The 21647-nt window shown below is 65.5% G+C and carries 16 protein-coding genes; 6 read left to right on the top strand and 10 right to left on the bottom strand.

What is annotated here, in order from left to right; genetic code table 11:
• Positions 1–67 precede the first annotated feature (67 nt).
• The 3 genes from trxB (at position 68) to FHS02_RS13970 (ending at position 2551) form a co-directional block, all read left to right on the top strand.
• Complete coding sequence (gene trxB / locus FHS02_RS13960) at positions 68–1018, top strand: thioredoxin-disulfide reductase (RefSeq protein ID WP_137316976.1); 951 nt, start codon at positions 68–70, stop codon at positions 1016–1018.
• An 18-nt stretch (positions 1019–1036) separates the two neighbouring features.
• Positions 1037–1744, top strand: coding sequence for a Smr/MutS family protein (locus FHS02_RS13965; protein ID WP_137316975.1), 708 nt, complete (start codon positions 1037–1039; stop codon positions 1742–1744).
• A gap of 180 nt (positions 1745–1924) precedes the next feature.
• Entirely contained in the window at positions 1925–2551 is a 627-nt protein-coding gene (locus FHS02_RS13970) for a trimeric intracellular cation channel family protein (protein ID WP_137316974.1), read from the top strand.
• Positions 2552–2698: 147 nt separating this feature from the next.
• Here FHS02_RS13970 and FHS02_RS13975 read toward each other — a convergent pair whose 3' ends face one another.
• The 3 genes from FHS02_RS13975 to FHS02_RS13985 form a co-directional block, all read right to left on the bottom strand.
• Positions 2699–3037 carry a P-II family nitrogen regulator gene (locus FHS02_RS13975; protein ID WP_131146791.1) on the bottom strand — a complete coding sequence of 113 codons (339 nt, stop codon included), beginning with the start codon at positions 3035–3037 and terminating at the stop codon, positions 2699–2701.
• A 59-nt stretch (positions 3038–3096) separates the two neighbouring features.
• Positions 3097–5148 carry an NAD(+) synthase gene (locus FHS02_RS13980; protein WP_137316973.1) on the bottom strand — a complete coding sequence of 684 codons (2052 nt, stop codon included), beginning with the start codon at positions 5146–5148 and terminating at the stop codon, positions 3097–3099.
• A 77-nt stretch (positions 5149–5225) separates the two neighbouring features.
• Positions 5226–7280 (bottom strand): TonB-dependent receptor plug domain-containing protein, encoded by a 2055-nt coding sequence (locus tag FHS02_RS13985; protein ID WP_175424945.1) that lies wholly within the window; start codon positions 7278–7280, stop codon positions 5226–5228.
• A gap of 339 nt (positions 7281–7619) precedes the next feature.
• Between FHS02_RS13985 and FHS02_RS13990 the strand changes: the two genes are divergently transcribed.
• Positions 7620–8762: a GNAT family N-acetyltransferase gene (locus tag FHS02_RS13990; RefSeq protein ID WP_137316971.1), complete on the top strand. Its 1143-nt coding sequence runs from the start codon at positions 7620–7622 to the stop codon at positions 8760–8762.
• 101 nt (positions 8763–8863) lie between these two features.
• Here the strand turns inward: FHS02_RS13990 and FHS02_RS13995 are convergent, their stop codons facing one another.
• The 3 genes from FHS02_RS13995 to FHS02_RS14005 all read right to left on the bottom strand — a co-directional run bounded on the left by FHS02_RS13995 (position 8864) and on the right by FHS02_RS14005 (position 13777).
• Complete coding sequence (locus FHS02_RS13995) at positions 8864–9160, bottom strand: hypothetical protein (protein WP_137316970.1); 297 nt, start codon at positions 9158–9160, stop codon at positions 8864–8866.
• 119 nt (positions 9161–9279) lie between these two features.
• The gene (locus tag FHS02_RS14000) at positions 9280–12396 is read right to left on the bottom strand and encodes a TonB-dependent receptor (RefSeq protein ID WP_137316969.1); all 3117 of its coding nucleotides are present in this window, start codon (positions 12394–12396) and stop codon (positions 9280–9282) included.
• A gap of 214 nt (positions 12397–12610) precedes the next feature.
• Complete coding sequence (locus FHS02_RS14005) at positions 12611–13777, bottom strand: serine hydrolase domain-containing protein (RefSeq protein ID WP_137316968.1); 1167 nt, start codon at positions 13775–13777, stop codon at positions 12611–12613.
• 120 nt (positions 13778–13897) lie between these two features.
• Here FHS02_RS14005 and FHS02_RS31540 point away from each other — a divergent pair, with 120 nt between their 5' ends.
• Entirely contained in the window at positions 13898–14383 is a 486-nt protein-coding gene (locus FHS02_RS31540; protein ID WP_137316967.1) for a GNAT family N-acetyltransferase, read from the top strand.
• 7 nt (positions 14384–14390) lie between these two features.
• Here FHS02_RS31540 and FHS02_RS14015 read toward each other — a convergent pair whose 3' ends face one another.
• The 4 genes from FHS02_RS14015 to FHS02_RS14030 all read right to left on the bottom strand — a co-directional run bounded on the left by FHS02_RS14015 (position 14391) and on the right by FHS02_RS14030 (position 21082).
• A complete protein-coding gene (locus FHS02_RS14015; RefSeq protein WP_137316966.1) occupies positions 14391–15806 on the bottom strand; it encodes a sulfatase family protein in 1416 nt (471 codons plus the stop codon).
• Positions 15807–15818: 12 nt separating this feature from the next.
• Complete coding sequence (locus tag FHS02_RS14020) at positions 15819–18242, bottom strand: TonB-dependent receptor (protein ID WP_229422432.1); 2424 nt, start codon at positions 18240–18242, stop codon at positions 15819–15821.
• 84 nt (positions 18243–18326) lie between these two features.
• Positions 18327–19727: an aryl-sulfate sulfotransferase gene (locus FHS02_RS14025; RefSeq protein ID WP_137316965.1), complete on the bottom strand. Its 1401-nt coding sequence runs from the start codon at positions 19725–19727 to the stop codon at positions 18327–18329.
• Between the two features lie 113 nt (positions 19728–19840).
• Entirely contained in the window at positions 19841–21082 is a 1242-nt protein-coding gene (locus FHS02_RS14030) for an NADH:flavin oxidoreductase/NADH oxidase family protein (protein ID WP_217496870.1), read from the bottom strand.
• An 80-nt stretch (positions 21083–21162) separates the two neighbouring features.
• On the opposite strand from FHS02_RS14030, the gene FHS02_RS14035 reads away from it, so the two are divergent.
• Positions 21163–21615, top strand: coding sequence for a MerR family transcriptional regulator (locus FHS02_RS14035; protein WP_229422431.1), 453 nt, complete (start codon positions 21163–21165; stop codon positions 21613–21615).
• Positions 21616–21647: the final 32 nt, after the last annotated feature.

Consider the following 21647-nt stretch of genomic DNA (forward strand, 5'->3'; position numbering starts at 1 on the left):
ATATAGGGTGCACGCCCTTGTTTTCGGCTTATATCCCGCTTATACCCCATTTCGCAGAGAAGCTTCCATGACCACTACCAAACACGCCCGCGTCCTGATCCTTGGCTCCGGCCCCGCCGGCTACAGCGCCGCGGTGTATGCGGCACGCGCGAACCTGAAGCCGATGCTGATCACCGGCGTCGAACAGGGCGGCCAATTGATGACGACGACGGACGTGGAAAATTGGCCCGGTGATCCGCTGGGCGTGCAGGGCCCGGAACTGATGCAGCGCCTGCTGCAGCACGCCGAGCGCTTCAATACCGAGATCGTGTTCGACCACATCCACACTGCGAAGCTGGATGAGAAACCGTTCCGCCTGATCGGCGACGCCGGCGAATACACGGCCGACGCGCTGATCCTCGCCACCGGCGCCTCCGCCCAGTACCTGGGCCTGCCGTCCGAAGAAGCGTTCATGGGCCGCGGCGTTTCCGCCTGCGCCACCTGCGACGGCTTCTTCTACCGCGGCCAGGAAGTGGCCGTGATCGGCGGCGGCAACACGGCCGTCGAAGAAGCGCTGTACCTGTCCAACATCGCCAGCAAGGTCACGCTGATCCACCGCCGCGACAAGTTCCGCGCCGAGCCGATCCTGGTCGACCGCCTGATGGCCAAGGTTGCCGAGGGCAAGATCGAGCTGAAGCTGAACAACAACCTGCATGAAGTGACGGGCGACGACAGCGGCGTGACGGGCCTGATCCTGCGCTCCAACGATGGCGAGCAATCGAAGATCACCGTGCACGGCCTGTTCGTGGCGATCGGCCACAAGCCGAACACCGGCATCTTCGAAGGCCAGCTGGACATGCACAATGGCTACCTGAAGACGCGCGCCGGCACCGAAGGCATGGCGACGGCCACGTCGATCCCCGGCGTGTTCGCGGCCGGCGACGTGCAGGACCACGTGTACCGCCAGGCGATCACCAGCGCCGGCACCGGTTGCATGGCCGCGCTGGATGCACAGCGCTACCTGGAAGCACAGGAGTAACGATATGGAGAAATGCGCATGGCAGGCAGCCTGAAAGATTTCGCGGCCCTGAAAGCCCTCGGCCAGCAGCTGAAGGGCAAGGGCGAGGAGCGCGCCAGGGAAGAAGCCGAGCGCGCCAAGGCCGAGGCCGAGCGTATCGAGCGCGAAAAGCAGCGCGTGGCCGAGGCGAGCATCTTCCGCACCACGATGAAGGGCGTCAACAAGCTGCCCGAGTCGAACCGCTACGTGCCGCAGTTGCCGAAACCGGTCATCACGCCGCCCCCTGCTCCGAAGCGCAAGCTGACGGCGGCCGAACAGAAGGACGACGACGCGGCCGTGCTGCGCGAATCGCTGTCCGACCTGTTCGGGGTCGAGCACTACATGGAAGAAGAACCGTCGCTGAACTACCTCGCCCCCGGCGTGGGCAGCGACGTGATGAAACGGCTGCGCAAGAACTACTGGCCGGTGCAGGATGAACTGGACCTGCACGGCCTGCGCCGCGACGACGCCCGCGAAACCCTGGCCGCCTTCCTGCACAAGGCGGTCCAGCGCAACCAGCGCTGCGTGTGCGTGATCCACGGCCGCGGCTTCGGCTCGCGCGGCGGCGAGCCGGTACTGAAATCGATGGTGCACAGCTGGCTGGTGCAGACCGACGGCGTCATCGCCTTCTGCCAGGCCCATGCCGCCGAGGGCGGCGAAGGCGCGCTGATCGTGCTGCTGCGGGCCGCCCTGCGGCCCGAACGCTGACGTCAGACCACGGCTTTTCCCGGGAAAACCGGTGTCAGACACCGATGATGCCGGTGTCTGACACCAGCGGCTCGAGCGGGTCTGGTGTCTGACACCGGCCGTTCGGTGTCAGACACCGGTTTTCCCGTGCAGAACCCCAAATTCTGTTAACCTGTGGCCATCATTACTTGATGAGCCCGCATGAAAATCGTTCCCCACGTTTCCCTCGTTACCGTCATCGAAGTGATCGCCATCCTGGTCGGGGCGTTTTCGGGGTTCGTGGAGGCGCGGCGCAAGCGGATGGATATCGTGGGGGTCATCATCGTGGCCTTCATTGCCGCGTTCGGCGGCGGCACGCTGCGCGACATCCTGCTCGACAAGCGCCCCCTGTTCTGGGTGCAGCACCAGGAATACACGATCCTGCTGTTCGTGCTGGCGCTCGCGGTGGCACCCTTCATGAAGCACCTGCGGCACATCGTTTCCGAGCGCCTGATCGTGATCGCCGATGCGATGGGCCTGGGCCTGTTCGCGGTGGCCGGCGTGTCGCAGGCACTGGCGGCGGAAATGCCGGTCTTCATCGCGGCGATGATGGGCGTGATCACGGGGATCTTCGGCGGCGTGCTGCGCGACATCGTCTGCAACGAGGTGCCGATGGTGTTCAGGGACGGCAAGCCCTACGCGATCTGCGCATTCTTCGGCTGCTGGCTGTATATCCTGCTGCGGCAGGTGGAGATATCGGAAGATGTTGCGCTGTGGTCGTCCGCGGCGACGATCACCGTGCTGCGGCTGGTGACGTGGAAGTTCGACTTGCGGGTGGGCCGGCCGTAATTAAAACCGGTGTCGTAGCAGGGTTTTCGCGGAACATGTTCCGCGCCTGCTCTTATTTATCTGAAACATTGCAAAAAAACCGGTGTCTGTCACCGGTTTTTTTGCAACGTCTGTTCCAGAAAAATAGGTGTCTGTCACCGGTTTTGCTTAAACCGCGTCCGGGCCCGTTTCGCCGGTGCGGATCCGCACCACCTGCTCCACGTTCTGCACGAAGATCTTGCCGTCGCCGATCTTGCCGGTGCGGGCGGCCTTGATGACGGCATCGACGACCTGCTCGGCCACGCCATCGTCGACCACCACTTCCACCTTCACCTTCGGCAGGAAGTCGACCACGTATTCGGCGCCCCGATACAGCTCGGTATGGCCCTTCTGGCGGCCGAAGCCCTTGACTTCGGTGACCGTCAGGCCGGTCACGTTCACTTCGGCCAGCGCCTCGCGCACCTCGTCGAGCTTGAACGGCTTGATGATGGCGGTAATCTGTTTCATGGCATTCTCCTTATAGAAATTGTTGGGTCAGGCGCCGACCCGGAATCGTGGTACAGGTGTCAGGCATCCGGCACGGTCTTCAGGTTCTCCATCCACACCACCGATTCGGCATCGCTCGGGGCGCGCCAGTCGCCGCGCGGCGACAGCGAACCGCCCGAGCCCACCTTCGGCGCATTCGGCACGCAGGTGCGCTTGAACTGGCTCTGGAAGAAGCGGCGCAGGAAGATGCCCAGGTTCTGCTTGATGTCCTTCAGCGTGTACTGGTTGCGCACCACGTGCGCGTCTTCCGGCCAGGCGCCGCTCGACCGGTCCTTCCACGCGTGCAGCGCGAGGAAGGCCACCTTGGCCGGCGCGAAGCCGAAGCGCAGCGTGTAGTACAGGTTGAAGTCCTGCAGTTCATACGGGCCGATCACGCTCTGCGTGCTCTGTGCGGGAGCCGTGTCGTTGGCTTTTCCAGGCACGAGCTCCGGGCTGATCTCGGTATTGACCACGTCCAGCAGCACCTGCGAGTCGCCTTCGCCGAACTGGCGGCTCTCGGCCACCCAGCGCACCAGGTGCGAGATCAGCGTCTTCGGCACGCTGGCGTTCACGTTGTAGTGCGACATGTGGTCGCCCACGCCGTACGTGCACCAGCCCAGCGCCAGCTCGGACAGGTCGCCGGTGCCGATCACGATGCCGTTGTGGTGGTTCGCCAGCCGGAACAGGTGGCTGGTGCGCTCGCCGGCCTGCACGTTCTCGAACGTGACGTCGTACTGCTCGGCGCCTTCCGAATACGGGTGGCCGATGTCCTTCAGCATCTGGATGCAGCTGGGGCGGATGTCGATCTCGTGGGCCGTGCAGCCGACGAATTCCATCAGCTTGCGCGCCTGCTCCAGCGTGCGCGTGCTCGTCGCGAAGCCGGGCATCGTGTACGCCAGGATATTCGTGCGCGGCAGGTCCAGCCGGTCCATCGCCTTCGCGCAGACCAGCAGCGCGTGGGTCGAATCGAGGCCGCCGGAAATGCCGATCACCACCTTCTTCATGCCGATGGCGCCCATCCGCTGCACCAGCGCCTGCACCTGGATGCTGTAGACCTCCATGCAGCGCTTGTCGCGCACGGCCGGGTTGGCGGGCACGTATGGATAACGGGCGACGCTGCGCTGCAGCGGCAGCGCATCCTGCACCGGCAGCTCGACGGCGAATTTCACCACGCGGAAGGCTGCCACCTGCTGGGCATGGCGCCGCATCGAGTCGCCCCAGGTATTGGTGCGCATGCGGTCGCGCGACAGCCGTTCCAGGTCGACATCGGCAAAGATCACGTGCGAGTCGTCCTGGAAGCGCTCGGACTCGGCCAGCAGCTCGCCGTTTTCATAGATCAGCGCCTGGCCGTCCCACGACAGGTCGGTGGACGATTCGCCCCGCCCGGCCGACGAGTACAGGTAGGCGGCCATGCAGCGCCCCGACTGCTGCCCCACCAGCTGGTGCCGGTAATCGGATTTGCCGACGACGATGTTCGACGCCGACAGGTTCACCAGCACGGTCGCGCCGGCCAGCGCCGCATACGACGATGGCGGAATCGGCACCCACACGTCTTCGCAGATCTCGGTGTGGAAGCGCAGCAGCGGCAGGTTGGCGGCCTGGAACAGCAGGTCGGCGCCGAACGGCACGCGCTGGCCCAGCAGTTCGATTTCCGTCGCCACCGCATCGTCGGCCGAGCTGAACTGCCGCACCTCGTAGAACTCGTTGTAGTTGGGCAGGTAGATCTTCGGCACCACGCCGAGGATGCGGCCGCCGTGCACCACCACCGCGCAGTTGAACAGCCGGTGGTCGACGCGCAGCGGCATGCCGACGATCATCGTCACGGGAATCCGGATCGAAGCCTCGACGATATTGCCCAGCGCAACCTGCACCGCATCCAGCAGCGCGCGCTGGTGGAACAGGTCGTCGCAGGTGTAGGCGGACAGGCCCAGCTCGGGGAACGCCGCCAGTATGGCGCCCTTGGCGGCGACCTGTTCGGCCAGCGCGATCGTCTGCTGAGCGTTGTAGAGCGGATCGGCCACGCGGCAGCGCGGCACGGCCACCGCGACGCGGACGAAATCATGGGTGTACAGATTGTGGAAGGATTGCGGCATGGGGCTGTTCTTCGCGTCGGATGTCGAAGATTTTAACATTGCCCTCCGGGCATTGCCGCCACCCTCGACGAATGCCGTCAGAACTTCAGCTCCAGGTTCGCCGAGATGCGCGCCGATTCCGGCCTGCGCGACTGGTTTTCCTCGGTACCGGCGGCCGTCACGTAACGCTGGTATTCGTGGCTGTCCTCGCCCAGGATATTGTTGGCGGTCACGCGCAACTGGTAGCGCGGCGTGAACTTGTACAGCCAGTACGCTTCCAGGTCGCGGCGCAGGAACTGCCGCCGGTACTGCTCCACCGACACCCGCAGCGGGCCGCCGCCCCGGTAGGCCAGGCTGGCGCCCGCGCTGTGCGCGCCGCCCTTGTAGTCGATGCCCAGGGTCGCCGTTAGCGGGATCTGCTCGTCCAGGCGGTTGTCCGGCCCGGGCACGCTGTCGACCTTCGACCAGTTCCGGTTGACGCCGGCGCGCAGGTCGATGCCCGGCGCATCCTTCATCACCGCCTTTAGCGGGAACTTCAATTCCACATCGAGCGTGCGCACGGTGGCATTGCCGCTGTTGATCGGCCGCCACATCCACCGACCGTCGGCTTCCTGCCGCAGCAGCGTGCGGATGTAGTCGCGGATGCGGCGCTGCGAGGTGCCGACCGAGAACACCGCGCCCGGCGCCCAGAAGTGTTCATACGTCAGGTCGATACCGTTTGCCAGCTCGGGCTGCAGGTCGGGGTTGCCGCCGCCGTCCGGCGTGAACAGCGAGTTTTCTTCCGCATAGAAGCGCCGGCCCGTCAGTTGCTGCAGGCCCGGCGCCTTGTAGCTGCGGGTCAGCGCGGCGCGCAGCTGGCGGCCGCTCTTGTCCGGAAACTTGTACAGCGTCTGGGCGACAGGGCTCAGCACGTGGCTCTTCGAGCGCGTCGACGCCAGCCCGGTACTCTCGCTGTCGGTGCGGATCGCTTCCCAGCGCACGCCGAAGTACATCGACCAGTCCTTTGTCACGTTCCATTCGTCCTGCGCATAACCAGCGTAGCGCGTCACCACCGGTTCGAACCGTTCGGGGATGGCCGCAAGCTCGCTGCCCAGGCGCCCCTGGATGCGCAGCACGTCGTCGTCGTTGCGCTGGCGGTTGTATTCCCAGCCGGTGGCCAGCGCGTGGCCCTCGAACAGCGTGCGGGTGTACTTGCCGGTGGTGCTCCAGGTGATGTTGTGTTCATCGGTATCGCTGTCGTTGCGGTATGTCGCCGCGCCATCGGCCGTCACGGAGAGCGCGCGCAACGACTGCTTCCCGGAGCGGCCCGAAGCCGACAGCCTGGCATCGAGCCTGCCGCCCGCCAGCTTCGTGATCCAGTTCACCTCGCCCTGCGCGTTGCGCGCCCGGTTTTCGTTGCGGGTCCTGAAATCGGCGTAATCGGTGCGGTTGAAACTGCCGATGCGGTAGGCATAGGCCGTGGTATTGTTGAATTCGTTCCGGTTGGCGCCGATCTGGGCGCTGGCATTGAGCTGGCCATCGTCCGGCAGCTTCCAGTTCAGCCGCGGGGCGAAACCGACGAAGGTGTTGTTGCCCGTCGAGGTACGCGTAAACTCGCGCAGCTTCGTCACCTCCCCTGCCGGATCGATGAAGCGGTCGAAGCCGTCGCCCTCCGAATCCAGCAGGAAGCGGCCGAACAGGGGGTTGGCAAACCACGACAGGTTGCCCGAACGGTCGGCAATCGTGCCGTTCAGGAACAGGTTGCGCTGGTTGCGCGAATAACTGGTGTTGATGCGGATATCGCGCTGCGCCTTCGCCACCACTTTCTTCAGCACGATATTGATCGTGCCGGCAATCGCCTGCATCGAATGCTCGGCCGAGCCGGCGCGGATCACCTCGATTTTATCGATCTGTTCCGGCGGCAGGTTATCCAGCGAAAACCCCGGCGGCGGCCGTTCGCCGTTCACGAGAATCTGCGTGTAATTGCCGCCCAGGCCGCGCATGCGGATACTGTTGCCGATCACGGTGACGCCGGGCGCCCGTTTCAATACGTCGAACACATTGGTGTCGCCGTATTTCAGGATTTCCTCGCTGCCGATGACGGTCTTGCTGGCCGTATCGTCGCGGCGCGGATCATAGTCCTCGGCCGAACCCTTGATCTCCACTTTCGCCATCGGTTTCTGTTCCGATGGCGGCGCGGCTGGCGGGTCGGCCGGCTTGCTTTCCTGCGCAAAGACCGGAACACTCGCTGAAAATATTAATATGGAAGTCAGTCGGGATAGCATTTTTATCTGGCGCATTAAAAACCCGGCGATTATGCCGGGGCGCCGATAAAATATCCGCCGCGGTAAAAATAATCAACCGGCTGATTGGCGATATACCTCGTCCATGAAAAGACCGGGTAATCACGATCGATATGGTTCGCGAAAATACACTGCCGTTATCGCGAATTACGTCCGGATGACGACGGCAAGCGGCCGGCAACGCCAGCCGAACTCCCGTACAATGCGCCGATGAGCTTTCGAACCGCCGTCTTCACTTCCCTGTCGCAGGCCGGCGAAGCCGCCTGGAATGCCCTGCTGGCGCAACAGGATCCCGGCCGCGCGCCGAATCCCTTCCTCTCCTATGCTTTCCTGCACGCGCTGCACGAATCGGGCAGCGCCAGCGGCAAGACCGGCTGGCAGCCGCAATACCTGGCCCTCTGGGACGGCGACGCGCTGGCCGCCGCGATACCGCTGTACGTCAAATCGCATTCGTACGGCGAATACGTGTTCGACTGGGCCTGGGCCGATGCGTACCACCGCAACGGCGTCGAGTACTACCCGAAGCTGCTGTCGGCGATCCCGTTCACGCCGGTGACCGGCGCGCGGCTGATGGCGCGCGACGACGCGGCACGGGCTGCGCTCGTCGCGCTGCTGTGCGAGCAGCAGGAGGCCTCGGGCGTGTCGTCCACCCACGTGCTGTATCCGCCGCAGGCGCAGGCCGACACGCTGAAGGATGCCGGGTTCATGCTGCGCAGCGGCGTGCAGTTCCACTGGCTGAACGAAGGCTATGCGGACTTCGAGGCGTTCCTCGCTTCGCTGGAGCACAAGAAGCGCAAGAACATCCGCGCCGAGCGGCGCAAGGTGCGCGAGGCCGGCGTGACGCTGCGCCGCGTGCGCGGTGCCGATGCGACGGACGCCGACTGGCGCTTCTTCCACCGCTGCTACCGCAACACGTACGCCGAACATCACTCGTCGCCCTACCTGAACCTCGACTTCTTCCAGCGCATCGGCGCGACGATGCCGCAGAATATCCTGCTGGTCATCGCGGAACGGGACGGCAGGCCGATCGCGTCATCGCTGCTGATCCACACGGAAGACACGCTGTATGGCCGCTACTGGGGCGCGCTGGAGCACGTGCCCTGCCTGCATTTCGAGACCGCCTACTACCAGCCGCTGGAGTTCTGCATTGAACAGCGCATCGCCACGTTCGAGGGCGGCGCCCAGGGCGAACACAAGATGGCGCGCGGCTTCCTGCCCACGCGCACCTGGTCGGCGCACTGGCTTGCGCATCCGGCGTTCGCCGATGCCGTCGAACGGTTCCTGGAGCGCGAAAGCGGCGGGATCGAGTCTTACATGGATGAGCTGAACGAGCGCAATCCGTTCAGGACCTGAGCGCATCGAAGCGCCCCAATCAATCTGCGCGATGCCCGCAAACGGGGACGATTCCCCATCGCGAGGCTCCGGTGCACCTTGGCGGTGCCCGGTGGCCGCGTTCAGCGCAGCGTGACCTTGCGGTCGTCGGCGGTCGCGCGGGCGGCGGCGCGCTCCTGCGGCGCGGGCTGTACGACCTGCCGCGCTTGTTCCGCCGCCGCCAGCGCCGCCTCGCGTTCCTGCATGGCGGCTTTGGCATCCTTGTCGTTGCCGCGGGCTTCCTCGACTGCCAGCACGAACATCGACGGCGCAGCGGCCACGGCAAAACCGAGCGGATTGGCCGCCATCGCCATGCCGGCGCAGCACCACAGCGCCAGCGCCGGCAGCGCAAGGAATAGTGCCCTGGATTGGTGAGCCATGATTACCCTCCTGTGCTGCACGCAGCGATGCAGTTTTGCGTTGCAAGAAGGGTGCCAATGAAAAAAGGTGTCAGGCAGCAACGCCGCCGGACACCCGTTGCCGATACTTCAGGCCGACATCAGAACTTGTACGTCGCCCCCACGAAGTAGCGCCGTCCCGACCAGGCCAGCTCGTTGCGCCGCGCCGTCGAACCCGCGTTCAGGAACTGCCCCTCGTCCGACAGGTTCTTGCCTTCGACGGACAGGGTCAGGTTCTCGGTGGCGCGGTATTGCAGCTTGGCGTCCAGGAAGCCCGCCTTTTCCGCATACACCGGTAGCTGGGCGTTGGCATCCACCGTGCCGGTGTAGTAGCCGTCGCGGTAGTTGTAGGCCAGTCGCGCATTCCACTTGCCCAGGTCGTACCAGACGCCCACGTTGTAGCTGTTGCGCGACAGGCCCGGGTATGGCAGCACCGAGTTGTCCAGCGGATTCAGCAGCTCGTTGCCCGCCGCATACTTGTAGCTCATGCGCGTGTAGTTGGCATCGAGCCCGAAGCCGCTGAACAGGCCCGGCAGCATGGTCAGCGCCGTCCGGCCCGCCAGCTCCCAGCCCTTGGTGGTGGTGCCGCGGCTGTTGATCGAGGTCTTCACATCCCACAGCTGGCCGTCGCCGAACAGGTCGACGTTCCCGATCGTCACGTCGTTCTGGATATAGGTACGGATATCCTTGCGGAAGAAGGCCAGCGACAGCTGGCTGTCCGCCGACGGATACCATTCCACGCTGGCATCCTTGTTGGTGGCGCGGAACGGCTCCAGGTTCACGTTGCCGGCCGTGCAGTCGTCGGTGCCGCCATCGCCGCCGAAGATGGACTGGCCGCTGCCGGCGATGCAGCTGTAGTTCGGCGTCAGCTTGTCGATCGGCGGGCGCGACATCACCTTGCCCCAGCCGATGCGGGCCACCAGCTTGTCCGGCACCAGCCAGCCGGCCAGGTTGACGCTCGGCAGCACGTCGCTGTACTTGTTCTCCACCGTGATGATCTGGTTCGACCGGATGTCCTCGACGCGCACGCCGTTCGCATCGAGCCGGTAGGCGCGCGACGACTGCAGGCCGGTGGCGCGGGTGCGCGTGCCGGTGTAGCGCACGCCCACGTTGCCGTCCCACTCGACACCGAACAGTTCGTGCGCGAAGTCGGCGCGCACGTAGAACGCGCGGATGCGCTCCTCGACGGCGAACTGCGGCGGCATCGGATAGTTCTTGCCGTCGCTGCCGATCGAATTGCGCAGCAGGTCGTGGTTGTAGCGGGACAGGTCGAAGTGCTGGGTGGAGTTGGCGAAGCTCGGCGCCATCCAGCCGTTCGGGTAGCCGGACAGCCCGCTGTAGCCGTTCAGGAAGCTGCCCGGCGTGCTGGTGCGGATCGTGTCGACCAGCGATGCCATTTCGCCGGCCGTCACGTAGCGGGTGGTGTTGTTGGCGGTCAGGTTGGTGCCCGGGATGATCGCGCCGTTGTTGCGCAGCACGCCGCTCTTGTTGTTCGGATCGTAGATGATCTCGTGCAGCACTTCCGGGCTGCGCACGTACACGTCGTCCGCCGTCGTGCCCGGATCGCCGGTGACCATGTAGCCGGTCCAGCGGTACTGTTCCGACGTGGCGCGGCGGCCCTGGCCGCCAAACCAGATCGATTTCAGGAACGGCAGGTCGGGCCGCCACTTCAGGTCGAGCTTGACCTGGTCTTCCGTGTTGTCCGTGAACGAAGGCTGGTACTGCGAGCGGATGCGGGTATAGGTGCTGCTGTCGTTCGGGTCGTAGCCGGCCGGGAAGGTGAACTTCGGCAGGCCCTGGTCGTCCAGCGCGACCTTCAGTCCGGGGATATTGCCGGCCATCGAGATCAGGTTGGTATGCAGCTCGTAGAACGAATCGGTCTTGGCCACCAGGCCATCGACGGACCACTGGCTGTTCTTCCAGTTGAAGCCGGCCGACTTGTAGTTCGAATTGATGTTCAGCGCAAAGTCGCGCGCCGCGGTATCGAAGTTGTACGAGGCGCCCTGCCCCGGCACGTTCTGGCACGTGCCGGCAGTGAACTCGGTCATCACGTGGTTGTTGAACGACATGCCGGGCGGCGTCGCGCCGGCGGCCGGATTGGCGCAGGTGGCGGTGGGAGAGCCGGCCAGGATGTTGCCGTTGGCGCCGTAGGTCGGTGCCACGCCGCCCGTGGAGAAGCGGTGCAGCGAGCCGAAGTCCGTGGTGTAGTTACGGTCGTTCAGCATCTGCTTCTGGTCGTTCTTGTTGTAGCGCGCCCAGACGTCGAAGCCGTTGTTGATCCGGTATTGCGCGGTCAGCTCGGCGCTCGATCGCTTGTGGTCGCGCGTCCAGATGCCGTAGCGCGGCACGCCCGGCGAGTAATCGTTCCACTGGCTTTCGCAGGCGGCCTTGCTGGCGCCGCTGAGCGCCGCGCAGCCGTCCTTGGTGGTCACCGCGGCGGCCGCCGCGTTCAGGCTGGTGTTGGTCTTCTCCGGCGAGAAATCCCAGTCGCGCAGGTAGCGCCAGTTACTGTTGCGGACGTAATCGTTCTGCGTCATCACCTTGTCGTAGACGATGTTGGCCATCACGCCCAGGCGGCCGTTCAGAAACTTGTCGGCAAACAGGATGCTGCCGCGCGGGTCGACGCCGCCGCGGTTGGTGCTGTGCTCCGCTTCCAGTTTCGTCACCAGCGTGCGCGTCTTGAAGTCCAGCGGCATGTTGGTCTTGATGCTGACGGTGCCGCCGATGCCGCCCTCGGTCTGGTCGGCCGTGACGCCCTTGGCCACGTCGATCGACTTGATCAGTTCGGCCGGCAGTTCGCGCAGCTCGGCGCCGCGGCCCGCGGTGCCGTTGGTGGACAGCACGGACAGGCCGTTGATCTCCACGCGATTCAGGTTGGCTTCCACGCCGCGGATGTTCACTTGCGAACCCTCGCCGAAGTCGCGCGACAGCTGCACGCCGGTGACGCGCGACAGCGCCTCGCCGACGTTCTTGTCGGGGAATTCGCCGATGTCCTCGGCCACGATCGAATCGACGATCGTGGAAGCGTTTTTCTTGCGGTCGATCGCCGACGCCACCGATGCCCGGGTACCGGAAACGACGACGACGTTCGAAGGTGCGGCGGCAGGCGCCTGTTGTGCGACGGCCGTTTCAACGGCCAGCAGGGAAATTGCGGTAGCGACGGCGGCGGCGCACACGGTGGGGTGGATGCGGTCGCGCGGGGAGCGGTTCGATGACATCTTTCTGGTCTCCGGGAATCTTATTATCGATATGAAAGGTGGTTACCTTTCGATCCGATTCTAGAAGATGAATACCGGTAGTTGAGCGGCGCGCGGCGAAACGGTCAGTGAGTTGACTGATACCCGGCGAACAGTCGGCAGGCAGCAACAAGCTGAAATATCAGCTTGCGGGCACAGTTGACTTCGGGTATGTGGTTACGCTACCACTAGTCGTTCACGGTCCCTTGGCGGGCTCGGTCCCGGGCTTGGCACCATACTCCCACTGCCATGGCATGCCGGTGTCGCCGAGCGCGGCCCGCACGATGCCGGCGAACGCGGCTTCGGCCCGCACGTCGTTCGACAGGATCACCACGCAGCGCCGCTGCGCGCGCAGGCACACCAGCATGTTCCCGGTCGACTCGTTGTGCCCGCCCTTGAAGAAGCCGGGGCCTTGCGGGCCCGTGAAGGTGACGACGCCCAGGCCGGCGGCAAGGCCCGGCACCCGTTCCGCAGGCGTCGCCGCGGGCTGCAAGGTGGGGAACTGGCTGCGCGTGGCGATCGCCAGTTGCGGCCGCAGCATGTCGTCGCGCGCCGCCTTGCTCAAGCCTTCTCCGTTCACCAGCGCGGCGGCAAAGCGCGCCATGTCCGTAATCGTCGTGTCCATCGAACCGGCCGCGCGCACGCGGCTTCGTTCGTCGTGCGGCTCGGGCTTGCCGTCGATCGTCCAGCCATCGGCGAGGTTGCGCGCGAAATCCGGGCGCCACACCAGGCTCGTATTGCGCATGCCGAAGCGGTCGAACACGCGCCGCTGCAGTTCGGCGCCCACGTCGAAACCCAGTCCCTTTTCCAGTGCGAACTGCAGCAGCATGATGCCCTCGCCGGAATAGGCGTAGCGGCTGCCGGGCTCGAAATGGATGCGCAGCTTGCCGTCCGGTTCCACGAACGCGAAGTTGGCGAAGCCGGTGGCGTGGTTCAGCACCATGCGCGCCGTGATGCGGCGCCACCGTTCGTCGCCGTGCAAATCGGCCCACTTGCCATAGGCCGGCAGGTTTCCGTACTCGGGCAGCGGCATGGCCAGGTAGCCGGCAAGCGGCCGGTCCAGGTCGAGCTTTCCCTCGCCGGCCAGCTGCGCCGCGAGGTAGGCAAACACGGTTTTCGTCAGCGAAGCGCCGTACATGACGGTATCGGCTTCCAGCTTCGCGCCGGAAGCATTGCGCTCGCCCCAGGTGCGGATGACTGCGGGCTTGCCGGGCTCGATGATCGCCAGTGCGAGGCCGCGCGCGCCGGTGGCGCGCATGCCCGCCTGCACGGCGGTTTCCACTGCGGTTGCTGGCGATGCGGGTACGGCATGGGCAGCGCCGCAAGAGAGGGCGAACATGAGGCAGCAGAGGGTCCTGTTCATGGGCAGCGGCTCCGGATAAGGGATCGGGACGGCCGGCAGATTGCCGGCACCTTCGTGCGGCTCTGGTGCAATAGAATGGTGGCATTCTAACAAGCACCTGCGCGCCAACGGAACCGTCACGTGACCATTCACATTACCCAAGCCACATCCGCACATGCCCCTCTCGTCGCCTCCCTGATCACCGCCCTGACCCGGGAAATCTGCGACCGCTGCAACGACCAGACCCATTTCGACCATAACGAAGCGCTGACCGCGCAGTTATGCGCGCGCTGGATCGATGAAGGGATCTACACGGTATTGCTGGCCTGGAGCGGCGACGACGCCGTTGGCGTGGTGGCGATCGCGGAAAGCCATGCGCTGTATGCCGAAGGGAAGATCGGCATCATCCAGGAATGCTACGTGGTGCCGGCGTACCGGAACCAGTCGGCCGGCTCGGCGCTACTGGAAGCCGCGCTGGCGCTGGCGCCGCAGCGCGGCTGGGCATGCATGGAGCTGTGCACGCCGCCGCTGCCGGAATTTGCCAACGCGCTGGCGTTCTACCAGCGGCACGCGTTCAAGCCGGTCGGGGGCAGGAAGATGCGCGTGCGCTGCGCCGCGCACGTCTAGCAGCCTGTCAGTCCGTCCCCTCCGGCGCATATTTGTCCGCCTGCACCTTGCCGTTCACGCCGTGCGTGCGCACCTCCGGCGTGACCGGCAGCATCTCGGTATTCCACTGTTCCCACTGCGCTTTCAGGTCGGCCAGTTTATCGGGATGCTTGCGGGCCAGGTTGGCGCGTTCGCGCTGGTCTTTCGACAGGTCGAACAGGAACTCGTTGCCGTTCAGTTTCAGGTACTTCCAGTCGCCGGCACGTACGGCGCGCTGCGCGTTGGCCTTGTAGCGCCAGAACAGCGTGCGTTCGGCGGGCTTCTCGTCGCCCAGCAGCACCGGCAGCAGGTTTTTACCATCGGGCGGATGCGAGGCGGCCGGTTCGGTGCCGGCGGCGGCCAGCAGCGTAGGCAGCCAGTCCATGCTGATCGCCACCTGCTCACTGACCTGCCCGGCCTTGATCCTGGCGGGCCAGCGCACGATGCCGGGCACGCGGATGCCGCCTTCCAGCAGCTCCGTTTTCTGGCCGGCGAACGGCCACGTTTTCGAGAAGCGCTCGCCGCCGTTGTCGCTGGTGAAGATGACAATCGTGTTGTCGGCCAGCCCCTTCTGCTCCAGCGTCTTCAGCACGCGGCCGATCGAGGCATCCAGCGCCACCACCATCTTCGCGTAGGTGGCCAGGTCGCCGCCGTCGTAGTGGAAGATGTTCGAAATCTGCTTCGACACCTCTTCGTCCTTCGGGCCCTCCCACGGCCAGTGCGGCGCCGTGTAGTGCAGCGACAGGAAGAACGGCTTGTCGGACGAGTGCTTCTTGATATAGCCGGAGGCGCGGTCGCCCAGCAGGTCGGTGTAGTAGCCCACTTCGGACACCGGCGTTTCGCCTTCGTACAGGTCTTCCTTCACGTTCGGGCCCACGCCCGGCTTGTGCGTGAAGTAATCGATCGCGCCGCCGTAGTTGCCGTAGAAGGTTTCGTAGCCGCTCTTCAGGGGGCCGAAGTTCGGCAGCGAACCCAGATGCCACTTGCCGAACAGCGCGGTGCGGTAGCCGGCCGCCTTCAGCAGCGACGGCAGCGTGGGGTGGTCGGGCGGCAGGCCGATCGTGTCCGATGCGCCGGCGATCGGCTCTTCCAGGCCGCCGCGCAGCCGGTACTGGTAGCGGCCGGTGATCAGGCCGAAACGCGTGGCCGAGCACACCGCGGAATTCGAGTAATGCTGCGTCAGGCGCAGGCCCTGCGCGGCCAGCTTGTCGAGGTTCGGCGTCTTGAACTCCGTATTGCCGTATACCGACAGGTCGGCCCAGCCCAGGTCGTCGGCCAGGATGAAGATGATATTCGGCTTGCTGCCGGCGCTACCGCGCACGGCCTTGCCCAGTGCGATAGCAGGCAGCACGGCAAGCGTTCCCAGTCCGCCAACGACGGCGCGGCGTTTTTGATTGATAGTCATGAATTCTCCTCCTTAAAATTCGTAGCGGCCGGTGATGCCGGCGGTGCGCGGGGTGCCGATGACGGCGTTGTAGGAACCGAAACCGCTGTTCCACAGGCTGGTGTAGTAATGCTTGTCGAAGGCGTTCTTCACCCACAGCGAAACGTCCCAGGCCGCACCGCGCGTGCTGCGCACGCCGACCGACAGGTTGCTCACGCTGTACGACGGAATCTTGGCGTACTCGGAAGCATCCAGCGTGCCGTACGTGGTGCCGCGGTAGGCGTAGTTGCCGTTGACGTAGCCCTGCAGGCCTTCGGCCACGGCACGCGAGTATTGTGCGCGCAGGTTGCCGATCCAGCGCGGCGCGTTGACCAGCGCGTTGCGGCCCGACAGGTCGCAGAACACGCCCGCCCGCTCCGGCGCGCACGGCGCGTTGGTGTAGCGCAGGTAGCTGGCGTCGTTGAACGAGCCGTTGGCGCGCAGGGTCAGGCCGCGGAACGGCGTGGCGATCGCTTCGACCTCGATGCCGCGGGTACGCACGTCGCCCGCGTTGGTGAGATACGAGGTGCGGCTGATCGGGTCATAGGCGTTGCTCTGGTAGCCGTGCACGATCGTGGCGAACAGGTTGCCGTTCAGCTGCAGGCGGTTGTCGAGCACCGTGCTTTTCACGCCCAGTTCCAGCGCGTTGGCCCGCTCGGCGCCGACCAGCATCGAAGCGACGCCGCCGGCACCCGGCACGGCCAGGTTGATGCCGCCGGACTTCTCGCCGTGCGACAGGCTGCCGTACAGCAGCACGTCCGGCGTCAGCTTGTAGCCGGCCGACAGCAGCGCGGTGGGGCTCGATTGCGTCAGCGACAGGTCGCCCGAATCGAAGGCGCCGTAGCGGCCGTTGCGGGCGCCCAGCGCAGCGCCGGTCACGGCGGCGCCGCCGGTCGGCGCGTTGCGGATCACGCGGGCCCACTTGTCCTCGTAGCTGGCGCGCACGCCTGCGGTCAGATCGAGCTTGCCGGTCGCATGCCAGGTCGACTGGCCGAACAGCGCATAGCTGTTCACGCGCAGTTCTCCCGGCGCGGTGCTGTTGACGTTGGCCCAGGCGCCGGCAGGATTGCCGTTGTAGATGTCGGCCAGCGGGCCGTTGACGGTGAACGAATTGTTCGACAGTTCCTGGTAGTAGTAATAGCCGCCGAACACGGACTCCACCGCGCGGCCCGATGGCGTGGACCAGCGCAGCTCCTGCGTGAACTGCTTGTGGTTGGCCGAAGCGCCCACATTCAGCGTGACGGGAACCGGCAGGCCGTCGTCGTTCTGCGGCACGAAGTTCCAGCGGCGCCAAGCGGTGATCGACGTCAGCTTCGCATCGTTGGCGAACGTCCAGTTGGCCTCGGCCGACACGCCGCCCTGGTGCACCGTCACACTCGAACCGGTATCGAGGTTGACCGCGCGGGCCGTCGGGTCGAGCACGGGCGTAGTGCCCACCAGCGCGGCCTGCGCGATGGCCCGGCCGCTCGGGCCGGCGTTGAAGAACACCAGCGTGCCGTTGTTCGAGTTTTCCTCGTTGTAGTCAGCGATCACGCGCAGGCTGAATTCGCGGCTCGGTTCATACAGCACTTGGCCACGCACGCCCTGGCGGTCGCCGCCCTGCACCTTCTTGCCGTTGTAGCGGTTGGTGATGTAGCCGTCGTCATGCGTTTTGTACGCGGAGAAGCGCGCGGCGACTTGTTCCGTGACGGGGCCGGACAACGATACTTTCCCCTGCACGTAGCCGAACTGGCCGCCGGACAGCTCGACGCTGCGCTCTGGCGCAAACGTCGGCTTCTTCGTCGAGATGTTCAGCACGCCGGCGGTGGTGTTCTTGCCGAACAGCGTGCCCTGCGGACCGCGCAGCAGTTCCAGCTGCTGCACATCGAGCGCATCGAAGGCGGCCATGCCGGGGCGGGCCAGGTACACGTTGTCGAGGTAGATGCCGACGCTGCCTTCCAGGCCGTCGCTGGCCGGGTTGTTGCCCAGGCCGCGCACGGCAAAGCTCAGCTGGCGCGCATGCACGTAGTTGATCGTGGTGCTGGGCAGCAGTTGCTGCAGGTCCTGCACGCGGTAGATGCGGCTGCCTTCGAGGACGTCGTCGCCCAGCACCGTCATCGGCGTGGGCACGCTCTGCGAACTTTCGACGCGGCGGCGCGTAGTCACGAGCACGGTCTGAACGGCGCCGACGAACGATTCGGCGGAAGCGCCGGCTGCCGTGGCCTGGGCTTCCGGCGCGGCGGCCGCATCGGCCGCATTGGCCACAGCGGCTGCAGTGGCGTCCACCGCGGCGGCGCCGCTATCGGTTTCCGCGAAGGCCAGTGCCACGCCCGAAGGCGCGGCAGCGACAGCGGCGACCAGCGGGTTGGCATGGGCACTGCCGGCATATGCGGCCAGCAGGGCCAGCGCGATGGCGGTGCGATTGAACGGTTTGATCAAGATACTCCCCTTTTTATAGTTGTCTGGGCATGGCGGCGCCCTGCCCCCTTGGCGGGCGCGCCTGTCGCTGCATGGAATGCGGTTTTATCGTTTGGCGATGGCGGGCACGCTGACCGGCCGTTCGGCGCGTGGCGTGCCTTCGGGCACCCAGTCATACGGCACTGGCTGTGCGCGATACACCCAGTTGGTGTCGATCTGCTTGCCGTTGCCACCCACGGCGGAAGTGCCGTAGTACGGGCTCACGTATTCCCATACGATGTCGCCCTGCGGCGTGACCTGGAAGAAGCGGCCGTTCATGCCCTCGTCGATCAGCGTGTTCCCGTTCGGCAGGCGGCGTGCGCTGGAAATGAACGCGCTGTAGAAGCTCCACGCCGGCTGGCGCGAATCGACGGCCGTGTACTGCCACACGATTTCCTTCTTGACCGGGTCGATCTCCAGCACGCGCGAGTGCGGGAAGATGCCGGGGCTGACCTTCGGATAGCCGGCCTCGCCCTGGTTGTCGAACACCAGCAGGTTGCCGGCGCCCGGCAAGCCTTCTGGAATGATGTGGGCGTCGTGCTGGCCGATCAGCTGGTCCACCGGGCGCGGCACCTTCGTGCCGGCGATGGCCGGGAAGTCCGGGCCCAGCGTCCACACCACCTTGCCGGTCTTCTTGTCGATGATGGCGACGAAATTGGCTTCACGTGAATCGATGACGATATTGTCCGGGTTAAAGCGCTCATCGCCGGCCTTGTGCCATTTGTTCGGGCCGACGACGGCCATGTCGTTGATGTGCAGCCAGTCCACCGCCTGCGCGCCGTACTTGGGCTGCGCGGCTTTCACCAGCTTCAGGGACTCGGGCGAGAAGCCGAATTCGGCCAAGTGCTCGGAGGCGGTCCACTGCCAGGCGATCTTGCCGTCCGGCGTGACCTCGTAGATCACGTCGTCCAGCAGCGCCTTGGCCGCGAAGCCCGGCACGGCGTGCACCTTGTTGGCCAGCACCAGCGTGTTGCCATTGGTGAGCCGGCCCCAGTCATGGTGCTGCTTGGCCGCACCACCCGGCGCGCCGCCGCTGTCGACCGATGCCGAAGCATAGGCATCCTGCGAACCGGCGCCCCACTGCCACAGCACGTTGCCGTTCCAGTCCACTTCGCCGATCGCCTTGTTACCCAGGCCATTGCCGGCCTGCTGCACGCCGGGCAACTGGGCCAGCTGCAGCAGCACATTGCCCTTCTTCCCTTTCGTCAGCGCGGGATCGAGCAGCACGGGCGGAAAGCCTTCATAGGGCCACTGTTTCACCTCGTTGCCGTTCATGTCGATCAGGCGGGTTTTCTTGTCCTGGCCGGTGAACAGCACGTAGCCGTTCCATGCGCGGTCCGGCTCGTATCGCGTGACGCCGGTGGGGTGCACGCTCGGCGCGGCGGTCGCCGACATCGCCAGCATCATGCCTGCCGCCAGCGCGATCGAGGTTGGCAGGGTATTGAAGCGGCGCGGTACAGCGGACATGAACTTCTCCTTTAGATGAGATCACTACAGATGAGTGATGTCATCATAAGGAGGGGTTATGAAAGCGGCCACGAATAACTTTGCATATTGTTATGCGGCAGGACCGCATACTGTTATGCGGCGAAACTCCTTGGCCGCTGTGCCAGCCATGCGCGATAGCGTCTCGCCATCCAGGCGCCGCGCAACTGATCGACGGCCAGTGTCAGCAGCGGCTGGTAAGCCGTGCCGCGATCGCGGCCGGCGCCCAGCGCGCGGATCCGGCGGCGCACAAGGGCCAGGCGTGCCAGGCCGGCCAGCGTCTTGTCTTTCCAGGTGACGGAAGGCATGGCGGCAACGGGATCGTGCCCTTCCCGCCACTGGCGCGGCAAGTCCGGCATGGCGGCCAATGCCGTGGCGATGCCGGCCATCGCCACGCCGCCCGCCAGCACCCGCTCGGCGACGGCACGCCGGGCGATACCGCCCGTGGTCATCACCGGCATGCGCGCCACCGCCGCAACGTCCTTCGCGAATTCCAGGAAATACGCTTCGCGCGTTAGCGTACGGCCGTCGGCCGTCTGCCCTTGCATCGCCGGACTCTCGTAGCTGCCGCCGGACAGCTCCACCAGGTCCACCGGCAAGTCGTTCAACATCAGCACCACGTGCCGTGCGTCGGCCTCGGAAAACCCGCCGCGCTGGAAGTCGGCCGAGTTGAGCTTGACGGCGACGCAGAACCCCGCGCTCACGCTGGCGCGCACTGCGCGCACCACGTCCAGCAGCAGCCGGGCGCGCCCAGCCAGGGTGCCGCCCCACGCATCGGTACGGCGGTTGGTCAGCGGCGACAGGAACTGCGAGATCAGGTAACCGTGCGCGGCGTGGATCTGCACGCCGGTAAAGCCGGCCTGTTCGGCTGCCCGCGCCGTGGCCGCGAAGCGCGCCACCACGTCGGCGATATCAGCCTCCGTCATGGCGACCGGTTGGGCGAACAGCTTGCTGTGCCTGCCCATGTCGAGCGCGATGGCCGACGGTGCCCAGGCCTGGCCACCCATATTGGCCATCACCTGGCGCCCCGGATGGTTAATCTGCATCCACGCCTGCGCGCCCTGCCGCCGCGCGGCCTGCGCCCAGCGCGTAAATGGCTCCAGCGGCGTGCCCGCTTCCAGCACGAGCGTGGCGGGCCCGGTCAGCGCGCGGCCGTCGACCATCACGTTGCCGGTGATGATCAAGCCGGCGCCGCCGTCAGCCCAGCGCTCGTACAGCCGGTGGATCGCGGCGCCCGGCAGCTGCCCCGCTTCCGCCATGTTTTCTTCGATGGCGGCCTTGGCCAGGCGGTTGGGAATCGTGGCGCCGTTGGGCAGCGCGAGCGGGGTGAACATCATGGGAGACCTCGGATTGGGGAAATAGATGAAGCATGCTAAGCTTCAAGTCAACTTGAAGGTCAAGCGGAAAATTACAGGTAATGATGAAGATTGGTGAACTGGCCGCGCGCAGCGGCATGGCGGCGTCGACGATCCGCTATTACGAACAGGAGGGCCTGCTGCCGAAGGCCAGCCGCGGCGCTAACGGCTATCGGGTCTACGAGGAAGCGGCGCTGGAACAGCTGAACCTGATCGACACGGGGCAAAGGCTGGGCTTTTCGCTGGACGCCATCCGCGGCGTGCTGAAACTGCAGGGGGAAGCGCTGCAGGATGGCCTGATGCAAGGGCTGGACGCGCGACTGGGTGAAATCGATGCAATGATCGGCACGCTGCAGGCGCAGCGGCAAGCGCTGCTTGATTCTCGGGAGCGGCTGCGTGGTGCCTGGGCTCAGGGGCAGTGCATGAATCGGGCGGAGCTTGCGCAGAAGAGCCAGTATTGCGAGGGTGAGGGGGAGCCTGGGGCTGGGGTGGGTCGCGATGTTAAGGCAGCGTGATTGACGGCCGGCTTTTCGGCATTTTCACAGGC

It is taken from the genome of Pseudoduganella umbonata (assembly GCF_014192225.1).
Taxonomy (GTDB): Bacteria; Pseudomonadota; Gammaproteobacteria; order Burkholderiales; family Burkholderiaceae_D; genus Rugamonas; species Rugamonas umbonata.

Bases quoted from the DNA above. Each gene is read 5' to 3' on its own strand.
- FHS02_RS14030 (WP_217496870.1), bottom strand. From the start codon at position 21,082: ATGATGTTCACCCCGCTCGCGCTGCCCAACGGCGCCACGATTCCCAAC.
- FHS02_RS13990 (WP_137316971.1), top strand. From the start codon at position 7,620: ATGAGCTTTCGAACCGCCGTCTTCACTTCCCTGTCGCAGGCCGGCGAA.
- FHS02_RS13970 (WP_137316974.1), top strand. From the start codon at position 1,925: ATGAAAATCGTTCCCCACGTTTCCCTCGTTACCGTCATCGAAGTGATC.
- FHS02_RS13980 (WP_137316973.1), bottom strand. From the start codon at position 5,148: ATGCCGCAATCCTTCCACAATCTGTACACCCATGATTTCGTCCGCGTC.
- FHS02_RS13965 (WP_137316975.1), top strand. From the start codon at position 1,037: ATGGCAGGCAGCCTGAAAGATTTCGCGGCCCTGAAAGCCCTCGGCCAG.
- FHS02_RS14015 (WP_137316966.1), bottom strand. From the start codon at position 15,806: ATGACTATCAATCAAAAACGCCGCGCCGTCGTTGGCGGACTGGGAACG.
- FHS02_RS14035 (WP_229422431.1), top strand. From the start codon at position 21,163: ATGATGAAGATTGGTGAACTGGCCGCGCGCAGCGGCATGGCGGCGTCG.
- FHS02_RS14000 (WP_137316969.1), bottom strand. From the start codon at position 12,396: ATGTCATCGAACCGCTCCCCGCGCGACCGCATCCACCCCACCGTGTGC.
- trxB (WP_137316976.1), top strand. From the start codon at position 68: ATGACCACTACCAAACACGCCCGCGTCCTGATCCTTGGCTCCGGCCCC.
- FHS02_RS13975 (WP_131146791.1), bottom strand. From the start codon at position 3,037: ATGAAACAGATTACCGCCATCATCAAGCCGTTCAAGCTCGACGAGGTG.
- FHS02_RS13995 (WP_137316970.1), bottom strand. From the start codon at position 9,160: ATGGCTCACCAATCCAGGGCACTATTCCTTGCGCTGCCGGCGCTGGCG.
- FHS02_RS13985 (WP_175424945.1), bottom strand. From the start codon at position 7,280: ATGGCGAAAGTGGAGATCAAGGGTTCGGCCGAGGACTATGATCCGCGC.
- FHS02_RS14025 (WP_137316965.1), bottom strand. From the start codon at position 19,727: ATGTCCGCTGTACCGCGCCGCTTCAATACCCTGCCAACCTCGATCGCG.
- FHS02_RS14005 (WP_137316968.1), bottom strand. From the start codon at position 13,777: ATGAACAGGACCCTCTGCTGCCTCATGTTCGCCCTCTCTTGCGGCGCT.